This window comes from Saccharomonospora azurea NA-128, assembly GCF_000231055.2.
GTDB lineage: Bacteria > Actinomycetota > Actinomycetes > Mycobacteriales > Pseudonocardiaceae > Saccharomonospora > Saccharomonospora azurea.
Map to the genome: position 1 here is coordinate 2,107,909 of NZ_CM001466.1, position 22,006 is coordinate 2,129,914.

The window sequence follows — 22,006 nt, forward strand, 5'->3', positions numbered from 1 at the left end:
CTAGTCGTCCACGGTGCGGACACCGTGCGAGGGCGACGCCCGCCCGGGCGTCACCCCAGGTCCGAGTCGTTCCGTACTGCCTCGCCGAGCGCGGGTTCACCCGTGCCGGCCTCACCGTTCTCGTCGGCGCGGATCTCCTGCCAGCCGACGGGCAGGTCCACGATGTCGGAGATGTGCTGCCAGAAGGTCCAGCTGTTGCCGCCGACGTCCTGCACCGTGAACAGGCGCGCGCCGTACGGCTGGTCCTGGGGCGTGGTCAGCTCGACCGACTCCCCCACCGCCTCGCGCACCCGCTCGTACTGGGCGTCGACGTCGTCCACGTACACGACGTTGAGCTGGCCGACCGGCCCGTCGACTCCCTTGGACTCCCAGTAGGTCGAGTCGACGGCGGTGACCTGCACCTCCGCCTCACCCGCCAGCAGGGTGGCCTGGAAGACCTCCCCCGTGGCGTCGATGTAGCGCACCCGCTCACGGAACCCGAATACCCGCGTCAACCACTCCACGGCCTCGGTCGCGTCGGTGTAGTACAGGTACGGCGCGAGGCCGAGGTACCTCGGGACTTCGTCGCTCATGACGTGCAAGTCCACCACATCGAGGTTTCCCCCGTTCACCACCCCGCCGGATTCGAGCTGCTTGTGGCGGGCGCCTCAGCGTCCGGACGGCCCGGAATCGACCGGCCGAGCGCCGCCGCACGTGTCGGGTGTCCCGGCGATCTCGCGGTCGGGATCGAAGTACTCCGGCGGCCGTCGGGTGTCGGGCGCACCGGTCAGTGCTCGCTCTGTGTACGCGGGCGAGAGCAGACCGTGTCCGTCGAGAGGGCCGCACGCGATCGAGTAGGCCAGGACGTCGGCGGCCTCCAGGGACAGTCCCGGTCACGCTCGTACCAGCCCACGCCCCGGCGCACCGCGAACTCCGTGTCGACCCGGTAGGCGGCCACGATGTCCAGCGGCGCCACCACCTCGTCCGGGTCCGCGTCGAACGCGTAGGCGAAGGTGTAGCGCGTCCGAACGACGAGCTCGTCGGCCTCGGCACCCGCTTCGGCCGGCATCGAGCCCTTCACCTTCGGTTCCACCGGCAGCAGCGACACCGAGGGATCGATCCGGGTGGCCACGGCGAACGGCCACACTTCACCGGTGAACTGCTCGTCGGCCCAGTCCCGCGCGCTGGGTGCGAGCAGCGCGAGGAAGTCATCGGGGTCGCCGTCCTCGACCATCGTGCGGTCGAGACGGGAGGCCACGAGAGCGGCTTTCACCTCGGCGAAGGCGTCGGCCACCTCCTCTTCAAGACCGATTCGAGACGCTCGACGAGGGTGGACGGCATCCGCCTGCGCGGTACCGTCGAGACGATGGCTGACGAGACACGCTCACCACACCGGCCCGGGGTTTCCGGGCACGAACGGCTGGCGGCGTTCCGCCGGGCCGAGGAGCTGGTGCGTCGGCGCCCGCTCGAAGCGCTCGACGCGTTGCGCCCACTGCTCGAATCCGACGCCGACAAGCCCAGCGTGCAACTGCTCGCGGGCCGCGCGTACTTCCATTCGGCGCAGCTCAACCGGGCCGAACGCGCGCTCACCCGGGTCGTGGAACTCGACCCGACCGACCACTACGCACGGCTGGTGCTCGGCAGGACGCTGCAGCGACTCGGCCGGTGGGTGGAGGCTCTGGCGCAGCTTCGCATCGCCACCGCGATGAACCCGACACCCGAGTACCAGGACGCGCTGGGGCAGGTCTCGGCGCGGGTGGCGCTGAGTCGGAAGGACTAGTCGGGGTCAGCCCCGCGGCCAGAACCGGCGCCAGCCGTCGGCGTCGAGCCGCGTGGGGTCCACGCCGTGGCGCCGCGCCGCGAGTTCGGCCGCGCGGACCTTCTCCGCGAAGTCCTTCGCCGCCGTGCGCAACGCACCCTCGGGGTCCACTCCCGCCCGCCGCGCGGCGGCGGCGATGCGGAAGAGCTTCGAGCCCTCGTCACCCCCGGCCGGGAACAGGTCGAACGGCAGTTCGCGGCGCCCGGTGCGCTGGCCGAGCTTGCCCGCGAGCGCCGTCGCCGGCTGGCCCAGGGCGATCCCGTCGACGATGGAGTCGCGCTGCTTCTCCGCCTGCTTGAGCTGCTCCCAGCGTTGCTGCTGGTGTTCCGGGGTGTGCACCGTCTCGCCGCCGGTGAAGATGTGCGGGTGCCGGTTGACGAGCTTGCCGACGAGTTCGTCGGCGACCACGTCGATGTCGAACGGGTCGGCGCCGTGCTCGGCGGCCACCCGCGCGTGGAACAGCACCTGGAGCAGGACGTCGCCCAGTTCCTCCCGCATGGCGGACCGGTCGCCCTGCTCGATGGCGTCGAGCAGCTCGTAGGTCTCCTCCACCAGGTACTGGAGCAGCGACTCGTGCGTCTGCGCGGCGTCCCACGGGCAGCCGCCCGGGGAACGCAGACGGTCCATGACCTCGACCGCGCGCACCAGGGACGGAACGGGTGTCTCGACGACCGCCGCCCCGCGGCGCACGAGCTCCGCGGCCCCGGCGTCGTCGGTGCTCAGAGCCACGAGCACCACCCGTGGAATGCGCGCGAGCACCTCGGGATGCGGTGCCGCCTTGGCGTCGAGTGCGCTCCGGGTGGCCTCGGGCAGGTCCGCGGCGGCGTAGACCGCCTCGGCGGCCCGCAGTGCGGGCCACGCCGCCGCGGGCAGAACCTCCGGCATCGCGGGCGACACCAGCACCACCGTCGCCGCCGCGGTCGGATACGACGTCATGGCTGCACAGTACGGGACTCCCACTGGTAGCCGGACACCTCGTCCTCGGTCGGTGCCGGAGCGAGGCCCGCGCTGTCCCAGACGCCGAAGCGGGGGTTGATCTCCACGCCGAGCTCGTCGGCGATCGGCTGGAGCTGTCGCAGGCCGACCCAGTACAGCAGCTGCGGGTTCACCTGCTGCGCCTGCCGTGCCTGCTGCTGCTCGTCGCCCGGCTGCACGGTGCGCTCCTCGATCAGAGCGACGAGCCAACCGACCTGCTGCTGGCTCGGCTGGATCACGATGACCGAGCCCTCCTCGGCGCCGAACACCGCGCTGATCGCGAGCTCGGGATCCTGAACCACCGCGTCGGCCAGCGACACCCGCTGGTCGATCACCTGGTGACCCGACTCCCGCACGATCGTCTCCACGTTGCCGGGGTCGGCGGCGATGCGCCGGCCCAGCTCACGCGCGGTCTCCGAGTCGGTGGCCTCGACGCTCGACTCGGTGACCATCGCACCGACGAAGCGGACCGTCACCCGGTCCTGCGCCACCCTGCCGAGCTCCTCCAGCAGCACCTGGTCGCGCGCCACCTCGCGCACCCGCGACGGCTCCACGGCGATGTTGCGCGCCGCCGCGTCCATGCCGCCGGTGGCGTCGATCAGCGCGTCGACCTTGTCCTCGTCGACGCGCAGGTTCTCCCGGCGCTCGGCGATGGCGAGCAGCTCGTGCACGACGCGGCTGCGCACGATCTCCCGGCTGATCTGGCCGACACTGCGCTGCTGCTGTGCCTGCTGGGCCTGCGGCGCGTTGTCGAGCAACCACTGGATCTCGTCCTGCACGTCGTCGAGCGCGATCGTGCGATCACCGATGACGGCCGCGGCGTTGGTCGTGCTCGGACCCGACCCGCACGCCGTGAGCGCGAGTGCGGCGGCGAGGGTCAGAACGAGCCCGGCGGAGCGGCGGAACGGTCCGGAGTGGCTGGAGCGGCGGCGGTGGCTGTGGTGGCGGCGGATGGTCCGAATCACAGCGCGTACTTTCTCACACACCCCGCACGGGACCGCAAGACTGTGATCAGTCTGCGTGTCCGGCCCGCCTACGCCCCGACCGCGGCCGGCTGCTTCGTCAACGACCGGATGAACGAGGCGCACCAGTCGAGCAGGGCCTCGTCGCGCAACACCGGCGCTCCGATACGCCCGCCCGCGGGTCCCTCGGTGGGCCGAGGCACCGACACCGTCTTGGTGGCGGCCTTGAACACCGCCTTCGGGTACAGCCGCCGCAGGCGCACGAGCTGCGAGTCCGCGAGTTCCATCGGCGCGAAGCGGAGGTTCTTGCCCTGCACGGTCACCTCGGTGACGCCCGCGTCGCGGCACACCTGCCGGAACGCCGCCACGGCGAGCAGTCGGTCCACCGGCTCGGGCGGCTGCCCGTAACGGTCGACGAGCTCCTCCCGCACCGCGTCGAGCTCCGCCGTGTCGGCCGCCGCCGCGATCTTGCGGTACGCCTCCAGCCGCAACCGCTCGCCCGGCACGTAGTCGTGCGGGATGTGCGCGTCCACCGGCAGGTCCACGCGGACCTCGGCCGGAGCGGCCTCCTCCTCGCCGACACCGTCGGCTCCCGCGTGCTTGCGGAAGACGTCCACCGCCTCGCCCACGAGCCGCACGTACAGGTCGAACCCGACTCCCGCGATGTGGCCCGACTGCTCCGCGCCCAGGATGTTGCCCGCGCCGCGGATCTCCAGGTCCTTCATCGCCACGGCCATGCCCGCGCCGAGCTCGGTGTTCTGGGCGATGGTCGCGAGCCGGTCGTGCGCGGTCTCGGTCAACGGCTTGTCCGGCGGGTACAGGAAGTACGCGTAACCGCGCTCGCGGCCACGCCCGACCCGGCCCCGCAACTGGTGCAGCTGCGCGAGCCCCAGCAGGTCGCCGCGCTCCACGATCAACGTGTTCGCGTTCGAGATGTCCAGCCCGGTCTCGACGATCGTGGTGCACACGAGCACGTCGTACTCGCGTTCCCAGAACCCCTGGATGATCTGTTCGAGCCGGTGCTCGTTCATCTGGCCGTGCGCGGTCACCACGCGGGCCTCGGGCACGAGCTCCCGGATGTGGCGCGCGGCCTTCTCGATGGACGACACCTTGTTGTGCACGTAGAAAACCTGGCCGTCGCGCAGCAGCTCCCTGCGGATGGCCGCCGCCACCTGCTTGTCGTCGTACGCGCCGACGTAGGTGAGGATCGGGTGCCGGTCCTCGGGCGGCGTCAGGATGGTGGACATCTCGCGGATGCCCGCCATGCTCATCTCCAACGTGCGCGGGATCGGCGTCGCCGACATCGTCAGCACGTCGACGTGGGTGCGCAACGCCTTGATGTGTTCCTTGTGCTCGACACCGAACCGCTGCTCCTCGTCGACGATCACGAGGCCCAAGTCCTTGTAGCGGACGGTCGACTGCAGGAGCCGGTGCGTCCCGATCACGATGTCGATCTCGCCGTCGGCCAGCCCGTTGATCACCTGCTCGGCCTCGGACGGATCGGTGAACCGCGACAGGCCCTTGATCGTCACGGGGAACGAGCGCATCCGCTCGGTGAAGGTCGTCAGGTGCTGCTGGGCGAGCAGCGTGGTGGGGACCAGGACGACGACCTGCTTGCCGTCCTGCACCGCCTTGAACGCCGCGCGCACCGCGATCTCGGTCTTGCCGTAGCCGACGTCGCCGCAGATGACCCGGTCCATGGGCACACCGCGTTCCATGTCGCGCTTGACCTCGTCGATCGCGGCCAGCTGGTCGGCGGTCTCGGTGAACGGGAACGCGTCCTCCAGCTCCCGCTGCCACGGTGTGTCCTGGGCGAACGCGTGGCCGGGCGCGGCCTGGCGGGCGGCGTAGAGCTGCACGAGTTCGGCGGCGATCTCCTTGACCGCCTTGCGGGCCTTCGCCTTGGTCTTGCTCCAGTCGGACCCGCCGAGCTTGTTCAGCGTCGGCACCTCGCCACCGACGTAGCGGGTCACCTCGTCGACCTGGTCGGTCGGCACGAACAGCCGGTCGCCGGGGTGTCCGCGCTTCGACGGCGCGTACTCCAGCACCAGGTACTCGCGCGTGGCGCCGCCGACCGTGCGCCGCACCATCTCGACGAACCGGCCGATGCCGTGCTGCTCGTGCACCACGTAGTCGCCCGACTTCAACGCGAGCGGGTCGACGGCGTTGCGCCGCCGCGACGGCATCTTGGTGTTCAGGTCGACCTTGGCCCGGCCTGCGGTCGCGCCGCGCCCGGTGATGTCGGCCTCGCTGAGCACCACCAGAGCGCTGCCGGGCACGACGAAGCCGTCGGACACCCCGCCGCAGGTCACCGTCACCACGCCGGGCTTCGGTTCGGCGGCCAGCCCGTCGGCGGCCAGTGCCGCGGGCACGTCGACGCCGGACAGCTGGTCGACGGCACGCCTCGCCGTGCCCGCTCCCGCGACCACCACCACGGCGGCGCCGCCCGCGGCCGTGTGGGCCCGCAGGTCGGTGGCCACGCGATCGAGCTCGCCCCGGTACGCGGGCGCGGCCTCGATCGCCACGTGGTGGACGTCGTCCTCACTGGTCAGCTGCGAGAGCGTCCACCAGCAGCGACCCGTGTCCGTCGCGTGCGTGCGCACCTCGTCGAGGTCGCGGTAGGCCGAGGCGCCGAGATCGATCGGCGCCCCACCGCCGTCGGCGGCCGTCATCCACGACGCCTCCAGGAACTCCTGGCCGGTGCGCACGAGGTCGGCCGCCCTGGCGCGGATCTTCTCCGGGTCGGTCAGCACCACGTGGGCGCCCTCCGGAACGGCGTCGGTGAGCAGCTGGAGCTCGCCCTCGCACAGCACCGGGATGAGCGCCTCCATGCCCTCGCACGGGATACCGTCGGCGAGCTTGCCGAGCATCTCCGCGAGCTGCGTGTCCGACTCGTGCGTGCGGGCCAGTTCGGCCGCCCGCTCCTTGACCTCCGGGGTCAGCAGGACCTCCCGGCACGGCGGTGCGATCACCTCGGAGACCTCGCCCGGCAGCGACCGCTGGTCGGACACCGCGAAGGCCCGAATCTCGCTGACCTCGTCGCCCCAGAACTCGATGCGGTGAGGATGCTCCGCCGTCGGGCCGAACACGTCGAGAATGCCACCGCGGACGGCGAACTCGCCGCGCTTCTCCACCATGTCGACGCGGGTGTAGGCGAGCTCGACGAGCCGTTCCAGCACGTTCTCGAAGTCGCTCTCCTCCCCCACGCGGAGCTCGACGGGGTGCAGCTCACCGAGTCCGGGCGCCATGGGCTGGATCAGGCTTCGCACCGTAGCCACGACCACGCGCAGGCCCCCGTCATCCGGGTGCGCCAGCCGTCGCAACACCTCCAGCCGCTTGCCGACGGTGTCGGCCCGCGGCGAAAGCCGTTCGTGCGGCAGCGTCTCCCACGACGGGAAGTCGGCGACCGCATCCCGGCCGAGCAGGCTGACGAGAGCGGCGGTCAGTTCGTCCGCCTGACGACCCGTGGGCGTCACGGCCAGCACGGGACGGCCCGCACCCTCGTCGGCGGCGAGCGCGGCCACCACGATCTGGTGAACGGCGGCGGGCCCGTCGAGGTCCAGCAACGGCGCGCCCGCACGGTCCACGACACCGCGGACGGCGGGGTCGGACAGCAGTGCGGACAGCAACCCGGTGAGTGATCCGGACGACGAGCCGGTGGGCGATTCGGTCACGGACGCGTTCTTCCCCTCAACACGAGACACACCCCTGCCCGAGCGACGGGGGACACGGGGCTTCGTCCTTCCAGAGTACGGGTTCGTTCGAGCAGCGACCGCACCTGCACCGGGGCACACTGAGCCCATGCGCGCCCGAGCTCCTCGCCTCACGTGGTTCGTCCTGCTCACTGTTCTCGGCACGGTTCTCACAGCGTGTGGAGACGATCTGGACCGCGGTGCCCCCGGGGAACCCACCACGTCACGGCGCGCACCGGGCGGGATGACCCTGCGGGTCGACGCGGTCGCCGAGGGCCTGCAACACCCGTGGGACGTCGGCTTCCTGCCCGACGGCGCACTGCTCGTCACGGAACGTCCCGGGCGGATCGTGCTGGTGGACGACGAGGGCACGCACGCGGTGGCCGCCGACCTCTCGACGGTGCACGCACAGGGCGAGGGCGGCCTCATGGGACTGGTGGTGCACCCCGACTTCGCATCGTCGCGGCTGTTCACCACCTGTCAGAACCACCGGCGTGGCGCGACGTCCGACGTCCGGCTGGTCACCTGGCGGTTGTCGGAGGACGCCCGCAGCGCCACGCACGTACGCGACCTCGTCACCGGACTGCCCGCCAACGACAGCGGCAGGCACTCCGGCTGCCGTCCCACCCTCATGGGCGACGACAGCCTGCTGGTCGGCACCGGCGACGCGGCGAGCGATCCGACGATCCCGCAGGACCGCACCAGTCTCGGCGGCAAGGTGCTGCGCGTCGACCTCGACACGGGACAGGGCCCGCGCGACAACCCGTTCGCCTCCTCGCGGAACGCCGACGAACGACGGGTCTACACGTACGGCCACCGCAACGTGCAGGGCGTGGCCGTCCGGCCCGGGACCAGCCAGGTCTTCAACTCCGAACACGGACCGACCGGCTTCGACGAGGTCAACCGCATCCGACCCGGGCGCAACTACGGCTGGGACCCCTCGCGCGGCGGCACGAACACCGAGGAGTACGACGAGGACGTTCCCATGACCGACCTGCAGCGGTTCCCCGACGCGGTGCCTCCGCTGTGGACCTCGGGCGAGTCGTCCACCGAGGCGCCGTCGGGAGCGGCGTTCCTGTCCGGTGCGCAGTGGGGACCGCTCAACGGGGCACTCGCCGTGGGCGCGTTGCGCGGGCAGAAGCTGCTGCTGTTCGCGTTCGACGACGCCGGGGAGAAGGTGACCGAGGTCGTGTTGCCGCCGGAGTTCGACGAGGGATTCGGCCGGTTGCGCGCCGTGCGGTCGGCGCCGGACGGCTCCCTGTACGTCACGACGTCCGACGGGCAGGACGACTCCGTACTCCGGGTGACGCCACACCGCGGCTAGGCGTGCGGGAAGTGCGAACACGCGTGCGGGAAGTGCGGACACGCGTGCGCAGAGCGCGGACACGCGGGTAGGGGCTCAGGAACGCCTGAGTCGGAGCCTCGGCTTGTGTTCGAGATTGGACAGCCCGTTCCAGGCCAGGTTCACGAGGTGGGCGGCCACCTCGTCGCGCTTGGGTTTGCGGGCGTCGAGCCACCACTGCCCCGTCAACGCCACCATGCCGACCAACGCCTGCGCGTACAGCGGGGCGAGCTTGTCGTCGTAACCACGGGCGTCGAACTCCTGCGCGAGGACGTACTCCACCTGGCTCGCGATGTCGTTCAGCAGAGTGGAGAACGTTCCGGTGGAGCTCGCCACCGGCGAGTCGCGCACGAGGATGCGGAAGCCGTCGTGGCAGTCCTCGACGTAGTCCAGCAGCGCCACCGCGGCCTGTTCGAGCAACTCCCGGGGATGGCCGCCGTGCAGGGTCGACACCATGCGGTCGAGCAGCAGCCGGGTCTCGCGGTCGACCACGACCGCGTAGATGCCTTCCTTGCCGCCGAAGTGCTCGTACACCACCGGCTTCGACACGTGAGCCCGCTGGGCGATCTCCTCGACGGACGTGCCGTCGAACCCCTTCTCGGCGAAGAGGGACCGCGCCACGTCGAGCAGTTGTTGCCGGCGCTCGGCGCCGGTCATGCGTACGCGCGTCACCGGGCGATCCGAGCCGGACCCGGTGACCACGTCCCGTTTCGCTCGTCGTCTCGCGGCCACCGAGGCAGCCTAGCCCGGTGGCCGCGAGACGGCTCAGGAGGACGGGGCGCGTCCGCGGACGCGGGAGTGCTACCTGTTCGCCGCCGAGAGCTTCTGCAACCGGGCGGGCGTCGGCCAGCGCACGTTGTACGCCCAGCCGAGCTTCTCGAAGATCCAGATCATCCGTGCGGAGATGTCGATCTGACCGCGCTTGACACCGTGCCGCGCCGAGGTCGGGTCGGCGTGGTGCAGGTTGTGCCACGACTCGCCGAACGAGAAGATCGCCAGCGGCCAGAAGTTCGCCGACCGGTCGCGCGCGGCGAAGGGCCGCTCACCGATCATGTGGCAGATCGAGTTCACCGACCAGGTCACGTGGTGGAGCACGCACGCCCGCACCAGACCGGCCCAGAAGAACGCGGTCAACGCACCCCACCACGACCACGTGATGAGACCACCGAGCAGGGCGGGGAGCACGAAGCTTAGCGCCGTCCACAGACCGAACAGCTTGTCGACGCGCACGATCGCCTTGTCCTTGAGCAGGTCGGGGGCGAACCGCTCGGCGTTGCTGACGTCGCGATCGAACAACCAGCCCATGTGGGCGTGCCAGAAGCCCTTGGCGATGGCGAGCGGCGTGGTGCCGAACAGCCACGGCGAGTGCGGGTCACCCTCCTTGTCGGAGAACGCGTGGTGACGCCGGTGGTCGGCGACCCACGTGATGACCGGGCCCTGCAACGCCATGCTGCCCGCGATGGCCATGACCACTCGCAGCCACGGCTTGGCCTTGAACGAGCCGTGGGTGAAGTGCCGGTGGAACGACACGGTGATCCCGAGCCCCGTGAAGGCGTAGAAGAAGACGAACAGGCCCACGTCGACCCACGTCAGGCCCCAGCCCCAGGCGAAGGGCACAGCCGCGGCAAGAGCGACCAACGGCGCGATGACACCGAAGTACACCGCGAACTGCACACCCGGTCCGCGCTTGCCGTCGAGTATCGGTTTGGGTCCTCGCGCGGGCTTCGCCGCGGATTCGTCGAGGGTGGCCGTCATGCGCTTCACTTCTTTCCACGAGGGTCGGCAAGGTCGCCCTTACCTACGTTGCCGTAAGTTACGCTACAGGAGGTTTCCTTGGCTGTGGAGAGCCCAAACCCCCACCGAACCGCCCCTCGGTAAGTACCCGATTCCGAAGTAGCTATCCTGACCAGGCGCAATCCGCCGTAGTGTAATTGGCAGCACTTCAGATTTTGGTTCTGACAGTCCAGGTTCGAGTCCTGGCGGCGGAGCAGAAGGTGGCTCCTGACGTGCCAGGAGATGCCTGAAGGGGGTTGGGGCGCTGCACGAGGACGACGTGGCCGGCGAGCGTCACCCGGCGTTGGGGGACATGTCCGACGCATGGGTACTGGGCCGCGCCCGCGAGCTGATCGCCGCTGTACAGCGCACGGATCCCGCCGAACAGTGTCGTGTCACCGCCCTTCTCGACGAGCTCCTCGAAGAGACCCGGCGCCGGGGTGAACCGATGCTGGTGGCCCAGTTGCTGCGGGCCTCCGGACTCGCCCGCCTCGTGATCCGCGGTGCCGCCGCCGAGGCGGAGCCGTTGCTCGACGAGATGCTCACCCACACCAGACGGCACGGCCTCGCGTTGCTGCGGGCCGACGCGCACGCGCTGCGGGGCAGGCTGCTGGTGCTCAACGAGCAGGAGGACGCCGCGCTCACCGAGATCGCCCGGGCGCTCGCGCTGCTCGACGACCTGCCCGCACCGGAGGTCCACTTCGGCAGGCGCGCGTGGGACCGCATGCTGTCCTCGGCACTCAACGACTGCTGGATCGTGCTGAACCAGCTGGGCGTCTACGAGGCGGCGGAGGAGGTCATCGCCCGCGCCCACCAGGCCATCCGCGACAGCGCGGGGCCGCACGAGATCACGCTCCAGCTGCTGAACCGCGTGAAGATGCTGCTCGGGTGGGGACTTCGCCTGGAACGCGTCGGTCGCGTGGAGGAGGCGGGCGAGAAGTTCCGCACGGCCGCGTCGATCGCGATCGCGGTGGAGGCGCCCTTCGCCGAGTCGCTGTTCCCCCGCCGGCCCGACGTCCCGGCCGTCGACCAGGTGGGCGTGCTGGCGGCGTCGCTGGCCCTGGCCGCACCCACCGCGGCGCACATCGAGCGGCTCCGCAGGCTCGCCCTCGAGCGAGGCTACCCGCACGAGAGGTCGCTGGTGACCATCGCGCTGGGCCGCTGCCTCGCCGCCGACGGCCGCGAGGACGAGGCGATGCGGACCCTGCTGGAGGCACACCACATCGAAACCGAGTCCGCGTCGCGGCCGTCGATGCGGCTGAACCTGCTCCGCGAGCTCACGGTGCTCAGCGGCGGGCTCAAGGCGGAGCGGACCACCGGCGACCCGGACGGCACCGAGCACACCGGATCGCCGGACATCACGGAGTCGGCGCCCCAGTTGCTCCTGGAGTACGCCGCGGAGCTGGAGGCCGAGCTCTGGTCACTGCGCGAGTCGCGGATCGCGACGCTCAACACGCGCCGCGAGCACGAGCGCCTGTCCGCTGAGCACGGGGCGATCACACAGCAGGCCATGCAGGATCCGCTGACCGGCCTTCCCAACCGCAGGGCGCTGGACGAGCGCCTGCGCACGCTCGCCACCTCCACGGCGTCGGACCCGCTGTCGGTGGCGTTGGTGGACCTCGACGGGTTCAAGGACGTGAACGACCAGCACTCGCACGCCGAGGGCGACGCGGTGCTGCGCGTGGTGGCCAGCACGCTGCGCGACGCGTTGCGAGCCGACGACATCGTGGCCCGTTACGGCGGCGACGAGTTCATCGTGCTGCTCCCGGGAGCCGCGAAGCCCGCGGCGACCCAGGCGCTCACCCGCGCGGTGAAGGCGGTGGCCTCGCTTCCCCGGCACCTCTCCCACGGCGTCACGCTGTCGGTGGGGCTGGTGTGCCTGCGTACCCAGGAGAGCGCCGAGGAGGTGCTCTCCCGCGCCGACGCCGCGATGTACCAGGCGAAGCGCCGTGGCGGCAACCAGATCGCCTCCGGAGCCTCCGACGGCGACGGACCGGACTTCGCGCGGCCCGAGCCCGTCGGCCAACGTGGCGCCACCCACTCCCAGGGGACCGACCCCACGGCGGCGGCCGGGGCGCACCCGTAGGATCGTGGGCCGTCGGACATCCCTTCGAAATTCTTCCGAGGAGCACCGTGACCGGCCCGCTGAGCACCGTCATTCTCGCCGCGGGTGAGGGCACCCGTATGAGATCCAGTCTCCCGAAGGTTCTCCACCCGATCGCGGGGCGTCCGTTGATCGAACACGCGGTGCGAGCCGCGGCGGGGCTCGATCCCGACGAACTCGTCGTGGTCGTGGGTCACGGCCGCGAGGCCGTCGGTCGGCATCTCTCCCACCTGAAGACCGTCCTGGGTCGCGCCGTCACGAGCGCCGTGCAGGAGAGCCAGAAGGGCACCGGGCACGCCGTGTCGTGCGCGCTCGACGCGGTGCCGGCGGCGGCCGCGGGCACCGTCCTGGTCACCTACGGGGACGTTCCGCTGCTGGACACCGAGACGTTGACGAGCCTGCTGGCGGAGCACCAGGAGCGCGGCAACGCGGTCACGGTGCTGACCGCGATCGTCGACGACCCCACCGGCTACGGGCGCATCGTGCGCGACGACGCGGGCGAGGTCACCGGCATCGTCGAGCACAAGGACGCCGACGAGGCCCAGCGCGCGATCACCGAGATCAACTCGGGGGTCTACGCCTTCGACGGAGCGGTGCTCGTGGACGCGTTGTCCCGGCTGTCGACCGACAACGCCCAGGGCGAGCTGTACCTGACCGACGTGCTCGGCATCGCGCGCGGCGACGGCCGCGGTGTGGGGGCGCTCGCCGTGGCCGATCCGTGGCTCACCGAGGGCGTCAACGACCGGGTGCAGCTGTCGGCTCTCGGCGCGGAGCTGAACCGGCGGCTGGTCGAGCGCTGGCAGCGCACCGGCGTCACGGTGATCGACCCGGCCACCACGTGGCTCGACGCGGACGTGCAGCTCGCCCGCGACGTCGTGTTGCGGCCCAACGTGCAGCTCCACGGTCACACCACGATCGGCGAAGGCACCGAGGTGGGTCCCGACACGACGCTGGTCGACGTCACCGTGGGCGTCGGCGCGCAGGTCGTGCGGACGCACGGCTCCGGCGCGGTCATCGGCGACGGCGCGCAGGTGGGTCCGTTCGCGTACCTGCGGCCCGGCACCAAGCTCGGCGACCAGGGCAAGATCGGCACGTTCGTCGAGACGAAGAAGGCCGACATCGGCCGCGGCTCCAAGGTGCCGCACCTCACCTACGTCGGCGACGCGACCATCGGCGAGCACAGCAACATCGGTGCGTCGAGCGTGTTCGTCAACTACGACGGTGTGCAGAAGCACCACACGGTGGTCGGCTCACACGTGCGCACGGGCTCGGACACGATGTTCATCGCGCCGGTCACCGTGGGAGACGGCGCCTACAGTGGGGCTGGAACGGTGATCCGACGCAACGTTCCTCCCGGCGCGCTGGCGGTCTCGGGAGCACCGCAGCGCAACATCGAGAGCTGGGTGGTCCGGCGCAGGCCCGGCACACCCGCGGCGGAGGCAGCGGAGAAGGCGCTCGCCGCACAGCAGGAAACCGAAAACGACGGGGAGTCGCCAGAATGAGCCCGAAATCCGGCACACCGAAGAAGAACCTCATGCTCTTCTCCGGTCGTTCGCACGTCGAACTCGCCGAAGAGGTCGCCAAGCACCTCAATGTGACGATCACCCCGCAGACGCTGCACAGTTTCGCCAACGGCGAGATCTACGTCCGCTTCGAGGAGTCCGTCCGCGGCACGGACGCGTTCGTCCTCCAGAGCTTCTCTCCACCGATCAACGAGTGGATCATGGAGCAGCTCATCATGGTGGACGCGCTCAAGCGCGGCAGCGCGAAGCGCATCACCGCGATCGTGCCGTTCTACCCGTACTCGCGGCAGGACAAGAAGCACAAGGGCCGCGAGCCGATCTCGGCGAGGCTCGTCGCCGACCTGTTCAAGACCGCGGGCGCCGACCGCATCCTGACGGTCGACCTGCACACGGCACAGATCCAGGGCTTCTTCGACGGCCCGGTGGATCACCTGCACGGACAGAACGTCCTCGCGCAGTACATCCTCGAACACTACGGCGACCAGAACATCGCCGTCGTGTCCCCGGACTCGGGTCGCGTGCGCCTGGCGGAGAAGTGGGCGCAGCAGCTCGGTGACCGGCCGATCGCGTTCATCCACAAGACCCGCGACCCCGACAAGCCCAACCAGGCCGTGGCCAACCGCGTCGTCGGCGACGTCAAGGGCAGGCTGTGCGTGCTGATCGACGACATGATCGACACCGGTGGCACGATCACCAAGGCCGCCGACGCGCTCAAGGAGGCGGGCGCCGGCGAGGTCGTGATCGCCTCGACGCACGGCATCCTGTCCGACCCGGCCACCGAACGCCTCGCCAAGGCGCCGGTCAAGGAGGTCGTCGTCACCAACACGCTCCCGATCCCCGAGGAGAAGCGCTTCCCGAACCTCACGGTGCTCTCGATCGCGCCGCTGCTCGCGCGCGCGATCCAGGAGGTCTTCGAGGACGGCTCCGTGACGAGCCTCTTCGACGGCAGCGCCTGATCCTGCCTGATCCTGCCCGATCCGCAGTCCGCTCCACCCGAAGGCCATCGCCCCACGCGGGGCGGTGGCCTTCGGTCTGTCCGTTTCACAAACAGTGACCGACGGGTGCTGTCAAGAGGAGATTCGGGTTGGCCTAGACTGAAGCGGTTGTCTCGGCGAGGTGGGTGCCGCGAATGGTCGCCGGCGCCCGACGTGATCGACGCGGCGGCTTGAGGGCCTTCGTGCGCGCACGTCGTGGACTCGCCGCCGGACAGCCACAAGCAACGTCTCGATTCCACCGCAAGAGGAGCATCCCCGTGTCCGAGGTACGTCTGTCCGTCGAACCACGCACCGAGTTCGGCAAGGGCGCTGCGCGCCGCACGCGTCGCGCCGGCAAGATCCCCGCGGTGCTCTACGGCCACGGCGTGGACCCGCAGCACCTGGCGCTGCCCGCGATCGAGTTCGCGCGCGTCATCCGCGAGAACGGGCAGAACGCGGTCATCACCCTGGACGTGGCGGGCTCCGACGGCGCGCAGCTCGCGCTCACGAAGGCCGTGACGTTCCACCCGCTCAAGAACTACATCGAGCACGTCGACCTCCTCGCCGTCAAGCGCGGCGAGAAGGTGGTCGTCGACGTCCCGGTCGTCGTGGCCGGCCAGCCCGCTCCCGGCACCCTGATGACGCAGGAGCAGGACACCGTCCAGGTGGAGGCTGACGCGCTGCGGCTGCCCGACGAACTGGAGGTGTCGGTCGCCGGCTCCCCGGCGGGCACCCAGATCACCGCCGGCGACCTGTCGCTGCCGGAGGGCGTGACGCTGGTGACCGACCCCGAGGCGCTGCTCGTGGCCGTGGTCGAGGCCCCGAGCGAGGCCGCCATGGAGGCGTCGGTGGACGTCGAGGGCGCCGGCGTGGTCGAGGACAAGCCCGAAGCCGAGTGAGTTCTCCCGCGAGGACATGACCGTGACTCACGATCTGCCTGGGACCGGCGAGCAGGTGCTGCTCGCCGGTCTCGGCAATCCAGGACCGCGTTACGAGGGCAACCGGCACAACATCGGCTTCCTCGTTCTCGACGAACTCGCCGACCGGATCGGCGGCCGGTTCAAGGCGCACAAGAGCGGGGCGGAAGTGTGCGAGGGACGTCTCGCGGGGCGCCGGGTCGTGCTCGCCAAGCCGCGGTCCTTCATGAACCTCTCGGGCGGCCCGGTCGTGGGCACCGCCCGCTTCTTCAAGATCGGACCCGAGGGCCTCGTCGTGATCCACGACGAGCTGGACCTGCCCTACGGCTCCGTCCGACTCAAGTTCGGCGGTGGCGCGGGTGGCCACAATGGACTGCGCTCGATCACCAAGTCGTTGGGTACGCAGGACTACTACCGCGTGCGCTTCGGGATCGATCGCCCGCCGGGGCGCATGGACCCCGCCGACTACGTCCTGCGGGACTTCTCCACCACGGAACGTCGTGAGCTGGCGTTGAACATCGACCTGTGTGCGGACGCGGTCGAGGCTCTGATCGGCAAGGGCCTGGCGGCCGCTCAGAACGAGTTCCACAGCCGCTGAACCGCCGTCCACACCGGACGCACTGACCCGCGTCCTGTCATCGCTCGACCGGGTGCTCACCGCCACCCGGCAGGGTCATCCTCTCCTCGGTCAGGTTTCCGGACCCACTTCTCGTGGCTAGGCCGTTGCGCACAGCGACGACGTCCGAGAGAGGTCCCATGTCGTTCACCGCAGAAGACATCCACGAGATCGAGTTCGCCAACGCGCCGTTCGGGCGCCGCGGCTATTCGAAGACCGAGGTCGACGCCTTCGTCACGCGCATCGCGGAAACGTTGGCGGGACGGGACGACCTCACCGCACCCGAGGTTCACCACGTCCGGTTCGGACGGCCGCTGCTGGGCCGGCGCGGCTACGACGAACAGCAGGTGGACGAATTCCTCGACGCCGTGGAGGCACAGCTCGTGGCGAGCGGCGGGCTCGGGCGGGCCGCCGCCGCGGTGGAGGTCCACGAAGCTTGATGAAGCTCACCGCCGACGACGTCGACCGGGCCTGGTTTCCTCCCGCACCGTTCGGAACCCGCGGCTACAACCGGATGCAGGTCGACGCGTTCCTCGACCGGGTGGCGGCTACTTTGGAGGGTCGTGACACCGTGACGGCCGCCGACGTCCACAAGGTGGCGTTCACCCTGTGCCCGCCCGCGCGCCGCACGATCGGCTACGACCCCGCCGCGGTGGACGCGTTCCTGCGACTGGTGGAGTCGGCGCTCGGAGCCAGGGAGTCCGCCACGATGGCGAAGCCCTACCTGGCTCCGGCGCTCGACCACAGCAACGCCCGTCCACCCCTGTGGCGCAAGCTGGTCTGAGGGGAAGGCCGACCGCTCAGGCTCGGGAGTCGATGAGCTCGCGGTACTGCGTCGCCGTGGCGGCGCGCTTCACCTTCCCCGAGGGGGTCTTGGGCAGGCTTCCCTTCGGCAGCACCACGACCGCGTAGGGGCGTGCGTCCACCGCGTCCCGAACCCGCGCCGCGACCTCCTTCGCCACCGTGTTCTCCGCGTCGGCGTCACCGGCCACAGTGGATTCGAGGACGACGGCGAACCGTTCCCGGCGGGTGCCGGCGTCGATGCGCACCGCCACGGCGTTGCCGGGCCGCACTCCCGACACCGAACTCGCCGCTCGCTCGATGTCCGTGGGATACACGTTGCGGCCACCGAGGATGATGACGTCCTTCTTCCGGCCGCAGATGACGATCTGCCCGTCGACGAGGTAGCCGATGTCGCCGGTGGGGAACCAGCCGTCGGCGTCGCGCGTGTCGAGCGGGCCGTCCACGGTCAGGTACCCGGGCGACACGGCCTCGCCGCGCAGCTGGATCTCCCCGACCTCGCGTTCACCGCGCACCGCACCGCCGTCTCCGACGATCCGCGCCTCCAGCCCCGGCAGCGGACGACCGAGGACGGCGAACTGCCGGACCTCGTCGGTACCCCGCCGCGGATCGCCCTCCGGCACCGCCACCGCGCGGTCGTCGGCCTCCAGCGCGTCCGCCTCGACGACGTCGATGGTCAGCCCCGTGAACAGCGGCGCGAACGACACCGCGAGCGTGGCCTCCGCGAGGCCGTACGCGGGGAAGACACACTCGGCGGGCATGCCGAATCGCGCGCCCGCGTCCGTGAAGGTGCGCACGGCGGTGGGGTCGATCGGCTCGGCGCCGTTGAGGGCGATGCGCAGCGAGGACAGGTCGTAGGCGTCGTCGTCCTCCACCTTCGCGAGCCTGCGGCCCACGATGGCGTACGCGAAGTTCGGCGCCGCCGTGGTGGTGCCCCGGTACTTGCTGATCAGCTCCGGCCACACGAGCGGACCCGTGAGGAAGTCCACCGGGGTGATCTTGACGAGCTCGACGCCGAACGTCATCGGCACGGTCAGGAAGCCGACCATGCCCATGTCGTGGAAGAGGGGAAGCCACGACACCATCACGTCGGTGTCGAAGTCGAACTCGGCCCGCTGCACCATCGCGGTGACGTTCGAGTACAGGTTGCCGTGCGTGATCTTCACGGCCTTCGGGTCGGCGGTCGATCCGCTGGTGAGCTGCAGGAGCGCCAACGCGTCCTCGCCCGTCGGAACGGGTTCGGGCAGCGGACCGGCGTCGAGCAGGTCGCTGATCGAGCGGTAGGCGATGCCGTGTTCGTCGAGGACGGGCGCGAGGCCGTCGAACGGCTCACCGAGCGCGACCAGCGACGACCCGATCATCCGCAGCACGCGGAGGGTGTCCTCCGCCCACGTCGCGAGGTCGGTGCGCGCGGTGGGCTGATGCAGCATCGTCACACTGCCACCCGCGAGCCACACCCCCTGGACGGTGGGCGCGATGAGTTCGGGAGCTCCGGCCAGCACCGCGACCGCTCCGCCCGGTTCGAGTCCCGCCTCGACGAGCCCTCCGGCGACACGGCGAGCCCGCTGGTGCACCTCGAACCACGTTCTCCGGACGGGTTCCCGGGGTTCTCCGGTGACCATTCCGCGTTCTCTGCCACCCGCGTTAGCGGTGGTGACCATGGTGTCCACGAACCGGCTCATGAGTAGCACTCTAACCGTGCCCGGGCGCACGCCATTTCGGCGGAGCCCCTTCCCCGGGTGATGCGCGCTACGCCTCCCGCGGCGACCTCAGCCGAGTTGCTCGGACAGCTCCAGCCAGCTCTCCTCCAGCTCCTCGACCTCCGCTTCGAGCCCACGCAGCCGGTCGGTGTGCTGCTGCAGCCCCTCGTAGTCGCTCGGGTCGTGCTCGGCCATCTCGTGGTGGACGCTCTCGATGGTCTTGGCGAGCTTCTCCAACCGGCGTTCGATGGCGGACAGCTCCTTCTGGAGAGCCCGTCGCTCCGCACCCGAGATCGTCTCGTTCGTCGGGGTGGGGTTCGCCCGCGCGACGTCGGGACGATCCTTCGCCGGGGTCGAACGCTGCTCGCTGCGCAGCCGGAGATACTCGTCCACGCCACCGGGCACGTGCCGCAGGCGTCCATCCACAATGGCGTACTGCTGGTCGGTGACCCGCTCCAGCAGGTACCGGTCGTGGGAGACCACGATCAACGTGCCGGGCCAGGAGTCGAGCAGGTCCTCCACGGCGGCGAGCATGTCCGCGTCGACGTCGTTCGTGGGCTCGTCCAGAACGATCACGTTGGGCTCGCCGAGCAACAGCAGCAGCAACTGCAGCCGCCGCTTCTGTCCGCCGGAGAGGTCGTCGACCCGGGCGGACAGGTGTTCGCGGGCGAAGCCGAGGCGTTCCAGCAGTTGCGCGGGCGTGTGTTCCTTGCCGTCGATGGTGAACGTCGCCCTGGTGCGGGCGAGGACCTCGCGCACCCGGTCGCCCCGGATGTCGGCGAGTTGTGAGAACTGCTGGTCCAACAGTCCGATGCGGACGGTCTTGCCGCGCTTGACCCGGCCCGACGTGGGCGTGACGGTGCCGCAGACGAGACCGAGCAGCGTCGACTTCCCCGCGCCGTTGGCCCCGAGGATGCCGGTGCGCTCCCCCGGCGCGATCCGCCAGGTCACGTCCCGCAACACCTCGCGGTCGCCGAAGCTCACGCTGACGTCTTCGAGGTCGACGACGTCCTTGCCCAGGCGGGCCACGGCGAGCCGCTGCAGTTCGAGGGGATTGCGTACCGGGGGCACGTCGGCGATCAGCTGGTTGGCCGCGTCGATGCGGAACTTCGGCTTCGAGGTCCGGGCGGGCGCGCCTCGGCGCAGCCACGCGAGTTCCTTGCGCAGGAGGTTCTGCCGCTTGCTCTCGGCGGCGGCCGCGATGCGATCACGCTCGACCCGCTGGAGCACGTAGGCGGCGTATCCGCCCTCGAACGGTTCGACGATCCCGTCGTGCACCTCCCACGTCTCGGTGCACACCTCGTCGAGGAACCAGCGGTCGTGGGTGATCACCAGCAGACCGCCCGAGTTGGCGGCCCATCGCCGCTTGAGGTGCTCGGCGAGCCAGGCGATGCCCTCGACGTCGAGGTGGTTCGTCGGCTCGTCCAGCGCGATCAGGTCCCAGTCGCCCACGAGCAGCGCCGCGAGCGCCACGCGGCGACGCTGCCCACCGCTGAGCTCGTCGACCTTCGCCTGCCACGGGATGTCGGACACGAGCCCGCCGATCACGTCGCGGACGGCGGGATCGCCCGCCCATTCGTGCTCCGGCCGGTCACCGACGATCGAGTGGCCGACCGTGTACCCGTCCTCGAGATCGTCGCCCTGACTCAGCACCCCGAACCGGACGCCGTTGCGGCGGGTCACTCGGCCCGCCTGCGGTTCGATCCGCCCGGCGAGCATGCCCAGCAGGCTCGACTTGCCGTCGCCGTTGCGGCCGACGATCCCGATCCGGTCGCCCTCCTCGACACCGAGCGTCAGAGAGTCGAACACGACCCGGGTCGGGTACTCCAGATGCAGACCCTCAGCTCCCAGGAGATGCGCGGCCATCAACGTCCTTTCCTGTTTCGCGTCACTCGTCGCACACGCGGGCGCCCGGCACGGGCCCGTGGGCCACGCGGACGGTGCGACACACGCCCGCGCCCGCGAGCTCGGCGGCCACCTTGAGCGCCGCATCACCGTCGGTGCACAGGAACGCGCACGTCGGACCCGACCCCGAGACCACGCCGGCGAGCGCACCGGCCGACACCCCGGCCCGCAGAGTGCGGCGCAGGCCCGGCCGCAGCGACACGGCGGCGGCCTGCAGGTCGTTGCCGAGCAGCAGCGCGAGGCGGCGCGGGTCCCCGGAGGCGAGCGCCTCCAACAGCGCCTCGGGTGGGCCGACCCGCGGCGGGTCCCCCGACTCCCGGAGGCGGTCCAGCTCGCCGTACACCTTGGGAGTCGACAAGCCTCGCTGGTCGAACGCGAGCACCCAGTGGAACGTGTGCCGCGACAGCACGGGCACGAGTCGCTCCCCGCGACCGGTACCCAACGCCGTGCCCCCGTAGAGCGCGAAGGGCACGTCGCTGCCCAGGGTGGCGGCCACCTCCGCCAGCTCGTCGCGGTGCAGATCGAGTCCCCACAGGGTCGAGCACGCGAGCAGCGCGGCGGCGGCGTCCGCGCTGCCGCCCGCCATTCCGCCGGCCACCGGAATGCCTTTGCGGATCACCACACGCACGCGTTCCGCCTCGTCGGGCTTGCCGACGTGGTCGGCCAGGGCGCGCACCGCCCGCATCGCGAGGTTGCCGCCGTCGGTGGGCACCAGCCGCGCGCCCTCCCCGGAGACCTCGATCCCGGGTTCCTGCGTGGCGTACACCGTGACCTCGTCGGTCAGCGACAACGCGTGGAACACCGTCGTGAGGTCGTGGTAGCCGTCCTCCCGCAGGTCACCGACGGACAAATGCAGGTTGATCTTCGACGGCACGCGCACGGTGACGGGCGGCGGTACGACGGCAAGCACGGCCCCAGCCTACT

Annotated in this window: 19 protein-coding genes and 1 tRNA gene; 10 read left to right on the top strand and 10 right to left on the bottom strand. The window is 70.6% G+C overall.

Annotation, left to right across the window (positions count from 1 at the left end; all coding sequences use genetic code 11):
* Positions 1-50: 50 nt before the first annotated feature.
* On the bottom strand, positions 51-572 hold the full coding sequence (locus tag SACAZDRAFT_RS09615; protein ID WP_037294571.1) for a VOC family protein: 522 nt from the start codon (positions 570-572) through the stop codon (positions 51-53).
* 194 nt (positions 573-766) lie between these two features.
* The gene (locus SACAZDRAFT_RS09620) at positions 767-1,273 is read right to left on the bottom strand and encodes a hypothetical protein (protein ID WP_040927726.1); all 507 of its coding nucleotides are present in this window, start codon (positions 1,271-1,273) and stop codon (positions 767-769) included.
* A gap of 72 nt (positions 1,274-1,345) precedes the next feature.
* On the opposite strand from SACAZDRAFT_RS09620, the gene SACAZDRAFT_RS09625 reads away from it, so the two are divergent.
* Positions 1,346-1,759: a tetratricopeptide repeat protein gene (locus tag SACAZDRAFT_RS09625; protein WP_050954256.1), complete on the top strand. Its 414-nt coding sequence runs from the start codon at positions 1,346-1,348 to the stop codon at positions 1,757-1,759.
* 6 nt (positions 1,760-1,765) lie between these two features.
* On the opposite strand, the gene SACAZDRAFT_RS09630 is transcribed toward SACAZDRAFT_RS09625, so the two are convergent.
* The 3 genes from SACAZDRAFT_RS09630 to mfd all read right to left on the bottom strand — a co-directional run bounded on the left by SACAZDRAFT_RS09630 (position 1,766) and on the right by mfd (position 7,409).
* Positions 1,766-2,734, bottom strand: a complete 969-nt coding sequence (locus SACAZDRAFT_RS09630) for a MazG family protein (RefSeq protein WP_005441034.1) — start codon at positions 2,732-2,734, stop codon at positions 1,766-1,768.
* On the bottom strand, positions 2,731-3,738 hold the full coding sequence (locus tag SACAZDRAFT_RS09635) for a hypothetical protein (protein ID WP_005441036.1): 1,008 nt from the start codon (positions 3,736-3,738) through the stop codon (positions 2,731-2,733). Before SACAZDRAFT_RS09635 ends, SACAZDRAFT_RS09630 begins: the two co-directional genes overlap by 4 nt.
* Positions 3,739-3,806: 68 nt before the next feature.
* Positions 3,807-7,409, bottom strand: a complete 3,603-nt coding sequence (gene mfd, locus SACAZDRAFT_RS09640; RefSeq protein WP_005441042.1) for a transcription-repair coupling factor — start codon at positions 7,407-7,409, stop codon at positions 3,807-3,809.
* A 127-nt stretch (positions 7,410-7,536) separates the two neighbouring features.
* Between mfd and SACAZDRAFT_RS09645 the strand changes: the two genes are divergently transcribed.
* The gene (locus SACAZDRAFT_RS09645) at positions 7,537-8,751 is read left to right on the top strand and encodes a PQQ-dependent sugar dehydrogenase (protein ID WP_232286395.1); all 1,215 of its coding nucleotides are present in this window, start codon (positions 7,537-7,539) and stop codon (positions 8,749-8,751) included.
* Positions 8,752-8,826: 75 nt separating this feature from the next.
* Here the strand turns inward: SACAZDRAFT_RS09645 and SACAZDRAFT_RS09650 are convergent, their stop codons facing one another.
* Together SACAZDRAFT_RS09650 and SACAZDRAFT_RS09655 are read right to left on the bottom strand one after the other, a co-directional pair.
* Positions 8,827-9,426, bottom strand: coding sequence for a TetR/AcrR family transcriptional regulator (locus SACAZDRAFT_RS09650; RefSeq protein WP_005441046.1), 600 nt, complete (start codon positions 9,424-9,426; stop codon positions 8,827-8,829).
* Positions 9,427-9,570: 144 nt separating this feature from the next.
* Positions 9,571-10,524 (bottom strand): acyl-CoA desaturase, encoded by a 954-nt coding sequence (locus SACAZDRAFT_RS09655; RefSeq protein ID WP_005441047.1) that lies wholly within the window; start codon positions 10,522-10,524, stop codon positions 9,571-9,573.
* A gap of 161 nt (positions 10,525-10,685) precedes the next feature.
* Between SACAZDRAFT_RS09655 and SACAZDRAFT_RS09660 the strand changes: the two genes are divergently transcribed.
* From SACAZDRAFT_RS09660 to SACAZDRAFT_RS09695, 8 genes are all read left to right on the top strand, one after another.
* A tRNA-Gln gene (locus SACAZDRAFT_RS09660) sits at positions 10,686-10,757 on the top strand.
* A 98-nt stretch (positions 10,758-10,855) separates the two neighbouring features.
* Positions 10,856-12,628 carry a GGDEF domain-containing protein gene (locus SACAZDRAFT_RS09665; protein WP_176662458.1) on the top strand — a complete coding sequence of 591 codons (1,773 nt, stop codon included), beginning with the start codon at positions 10,856-10,858 and terminating at the stop codon, positions 12,626-12,628.
* A gap of 47 nt (positions 12,629-12,675) precedes the next feature.
* Positions 12,676-14,148, top strand: a complete 1,473-nt coding sequence (glmU, locus tag SACAZDRAFT_RS09670; RefSeq protein ID WP_005441052.1) for a bifunctional UDP-N-acetylglucosamine diphosphorylase/glucosamine-1-phosphate N-acetyltransferase GlmU — start codon at positions 12,676-12,678, stop codon at positions 14,146-14,148.
* The gene (locus SACAZDRAFT_RS09675; protein WP_005441054.1) at positions 14,145-15,125 is read left to right on the top strand and encodes a ribose-phosphate diphosphokinase; all 981 of its coding nucleotides are present in this window, start codon (positions 14,145-14,147) and stop codon (positions 15,123-15,125) included. Before glmU ends, SACAZDRAFT_RS09675 begins: the two co-directional genes overlap by 4 nt.
* A 296-nt stretch (positions 15,126-15,421) precedes the next feature.
* On the top strand, positions 15,422-16,042 hold the full coding sequence (locus SACAZDRAFT_RS09680) for a 50S ribosomal protein L25/general stress protein Ctc (protein ID WP_005441055.1): 621 nt from the start codon (positions 15,422-15,424) through the stop codon (positions 16,040-16,042).
* A 16-nt stretch (positions 16,043-16,058) separates the two neighbouring features.
* The gene (gene pth / locus SACAZDRAFT_RS09685) at positions 16,059-16,658 is read left to right on the top strand and encodes an aminoacyl-tRNA hydrolase (protein ID WP_040927727.1); all 600 of its coding nucleotides are present in this window, start codon (positions 16,059-16,061) and stop codon (positions 16,656-16,658) included.
* 158 nt (positions 16,659-16,816) lie between these two features.
* Entirely contained in the window at positions 16,817-17,116 is a 300-nt protein-coding gene (locus SACAZDRAFT_RS09690) for a DivIVA domain-containing protein (protein ID WP_005441060.1), read from the top strand.
* Positions 17,116-17,460, top strand: coding sequence for a DivIVA domain-containing protein (locus SACAZDRAFT_RS09695; RefSeq protein ID WP_005441062.1), 345 nt, complete (start codon positions 17,116-17,118; stop codon positions 17,458-17,460). Before SACAZDRAFT_RS09690 ends, SACAZDRAFT_RS09695 begins: the two co-directional genes overlap by 1 nt.
* A 16-nt stretch (positions 17,461-17,476) precedes the next feature.
* On the opposite strand, the gene SACAZDRAFT_RS09700 is transcribed toward SACAZDRAFT_RS09695, so the two are convergent.
* The 3 genes from SACAZDRAFT_RS09700 to SACAZDRAFT_RS09710 all read right to left on the bottom strand — a co-directional run bounded on the left by SACAZDRAFT_RS09700 (position 17,477) and on the right by SACAZDRAFT_RS09710 (position 21,992).
* Positions 17,477-19,159 (bottom strand): fatty acyl-AMP ligase, encoded by a 1,683-nt coding sequence (locus tag SACAZDRAFT_RS09700; protein WP_005441063.1) that lies wholly within the window; start codon positions 19,157-19,159, stop codon positions 17,477-17,479.
* Between the two features lie 87 nt (positions 19,160-19,246).
* The gene (locus SACAZDRAFT_RS09705) at positions 19,247-21,043 is read right to left on the bottom strand and encodes an ABC-F family ATP-binding cassette domain-containing protein (protein ID WP_005441065.1); all 1,797 of its coding nucleotides are present in this window, start codon (positions 21,041-21,043) and stop codon (positions 19,247-19,249) included.
* Between the two features lie 22 nt (positions 21,044-21,065).
* Positions 21,066-21,992, bottom strand: a complete 927-nt coding sequence (locus tag SACAZDRAFT_RS09710; RefSeq protein ID WP_005441067.1) for a 4-(cytidine 5'-diphospho)-2-C-methyl-D-erythritol kinase — start codon at positions 21,990-21,992, stop codon at positions 21,066-21,068.
* Positions 21,993-22,006: the final 14 nt, after the last annotated feature.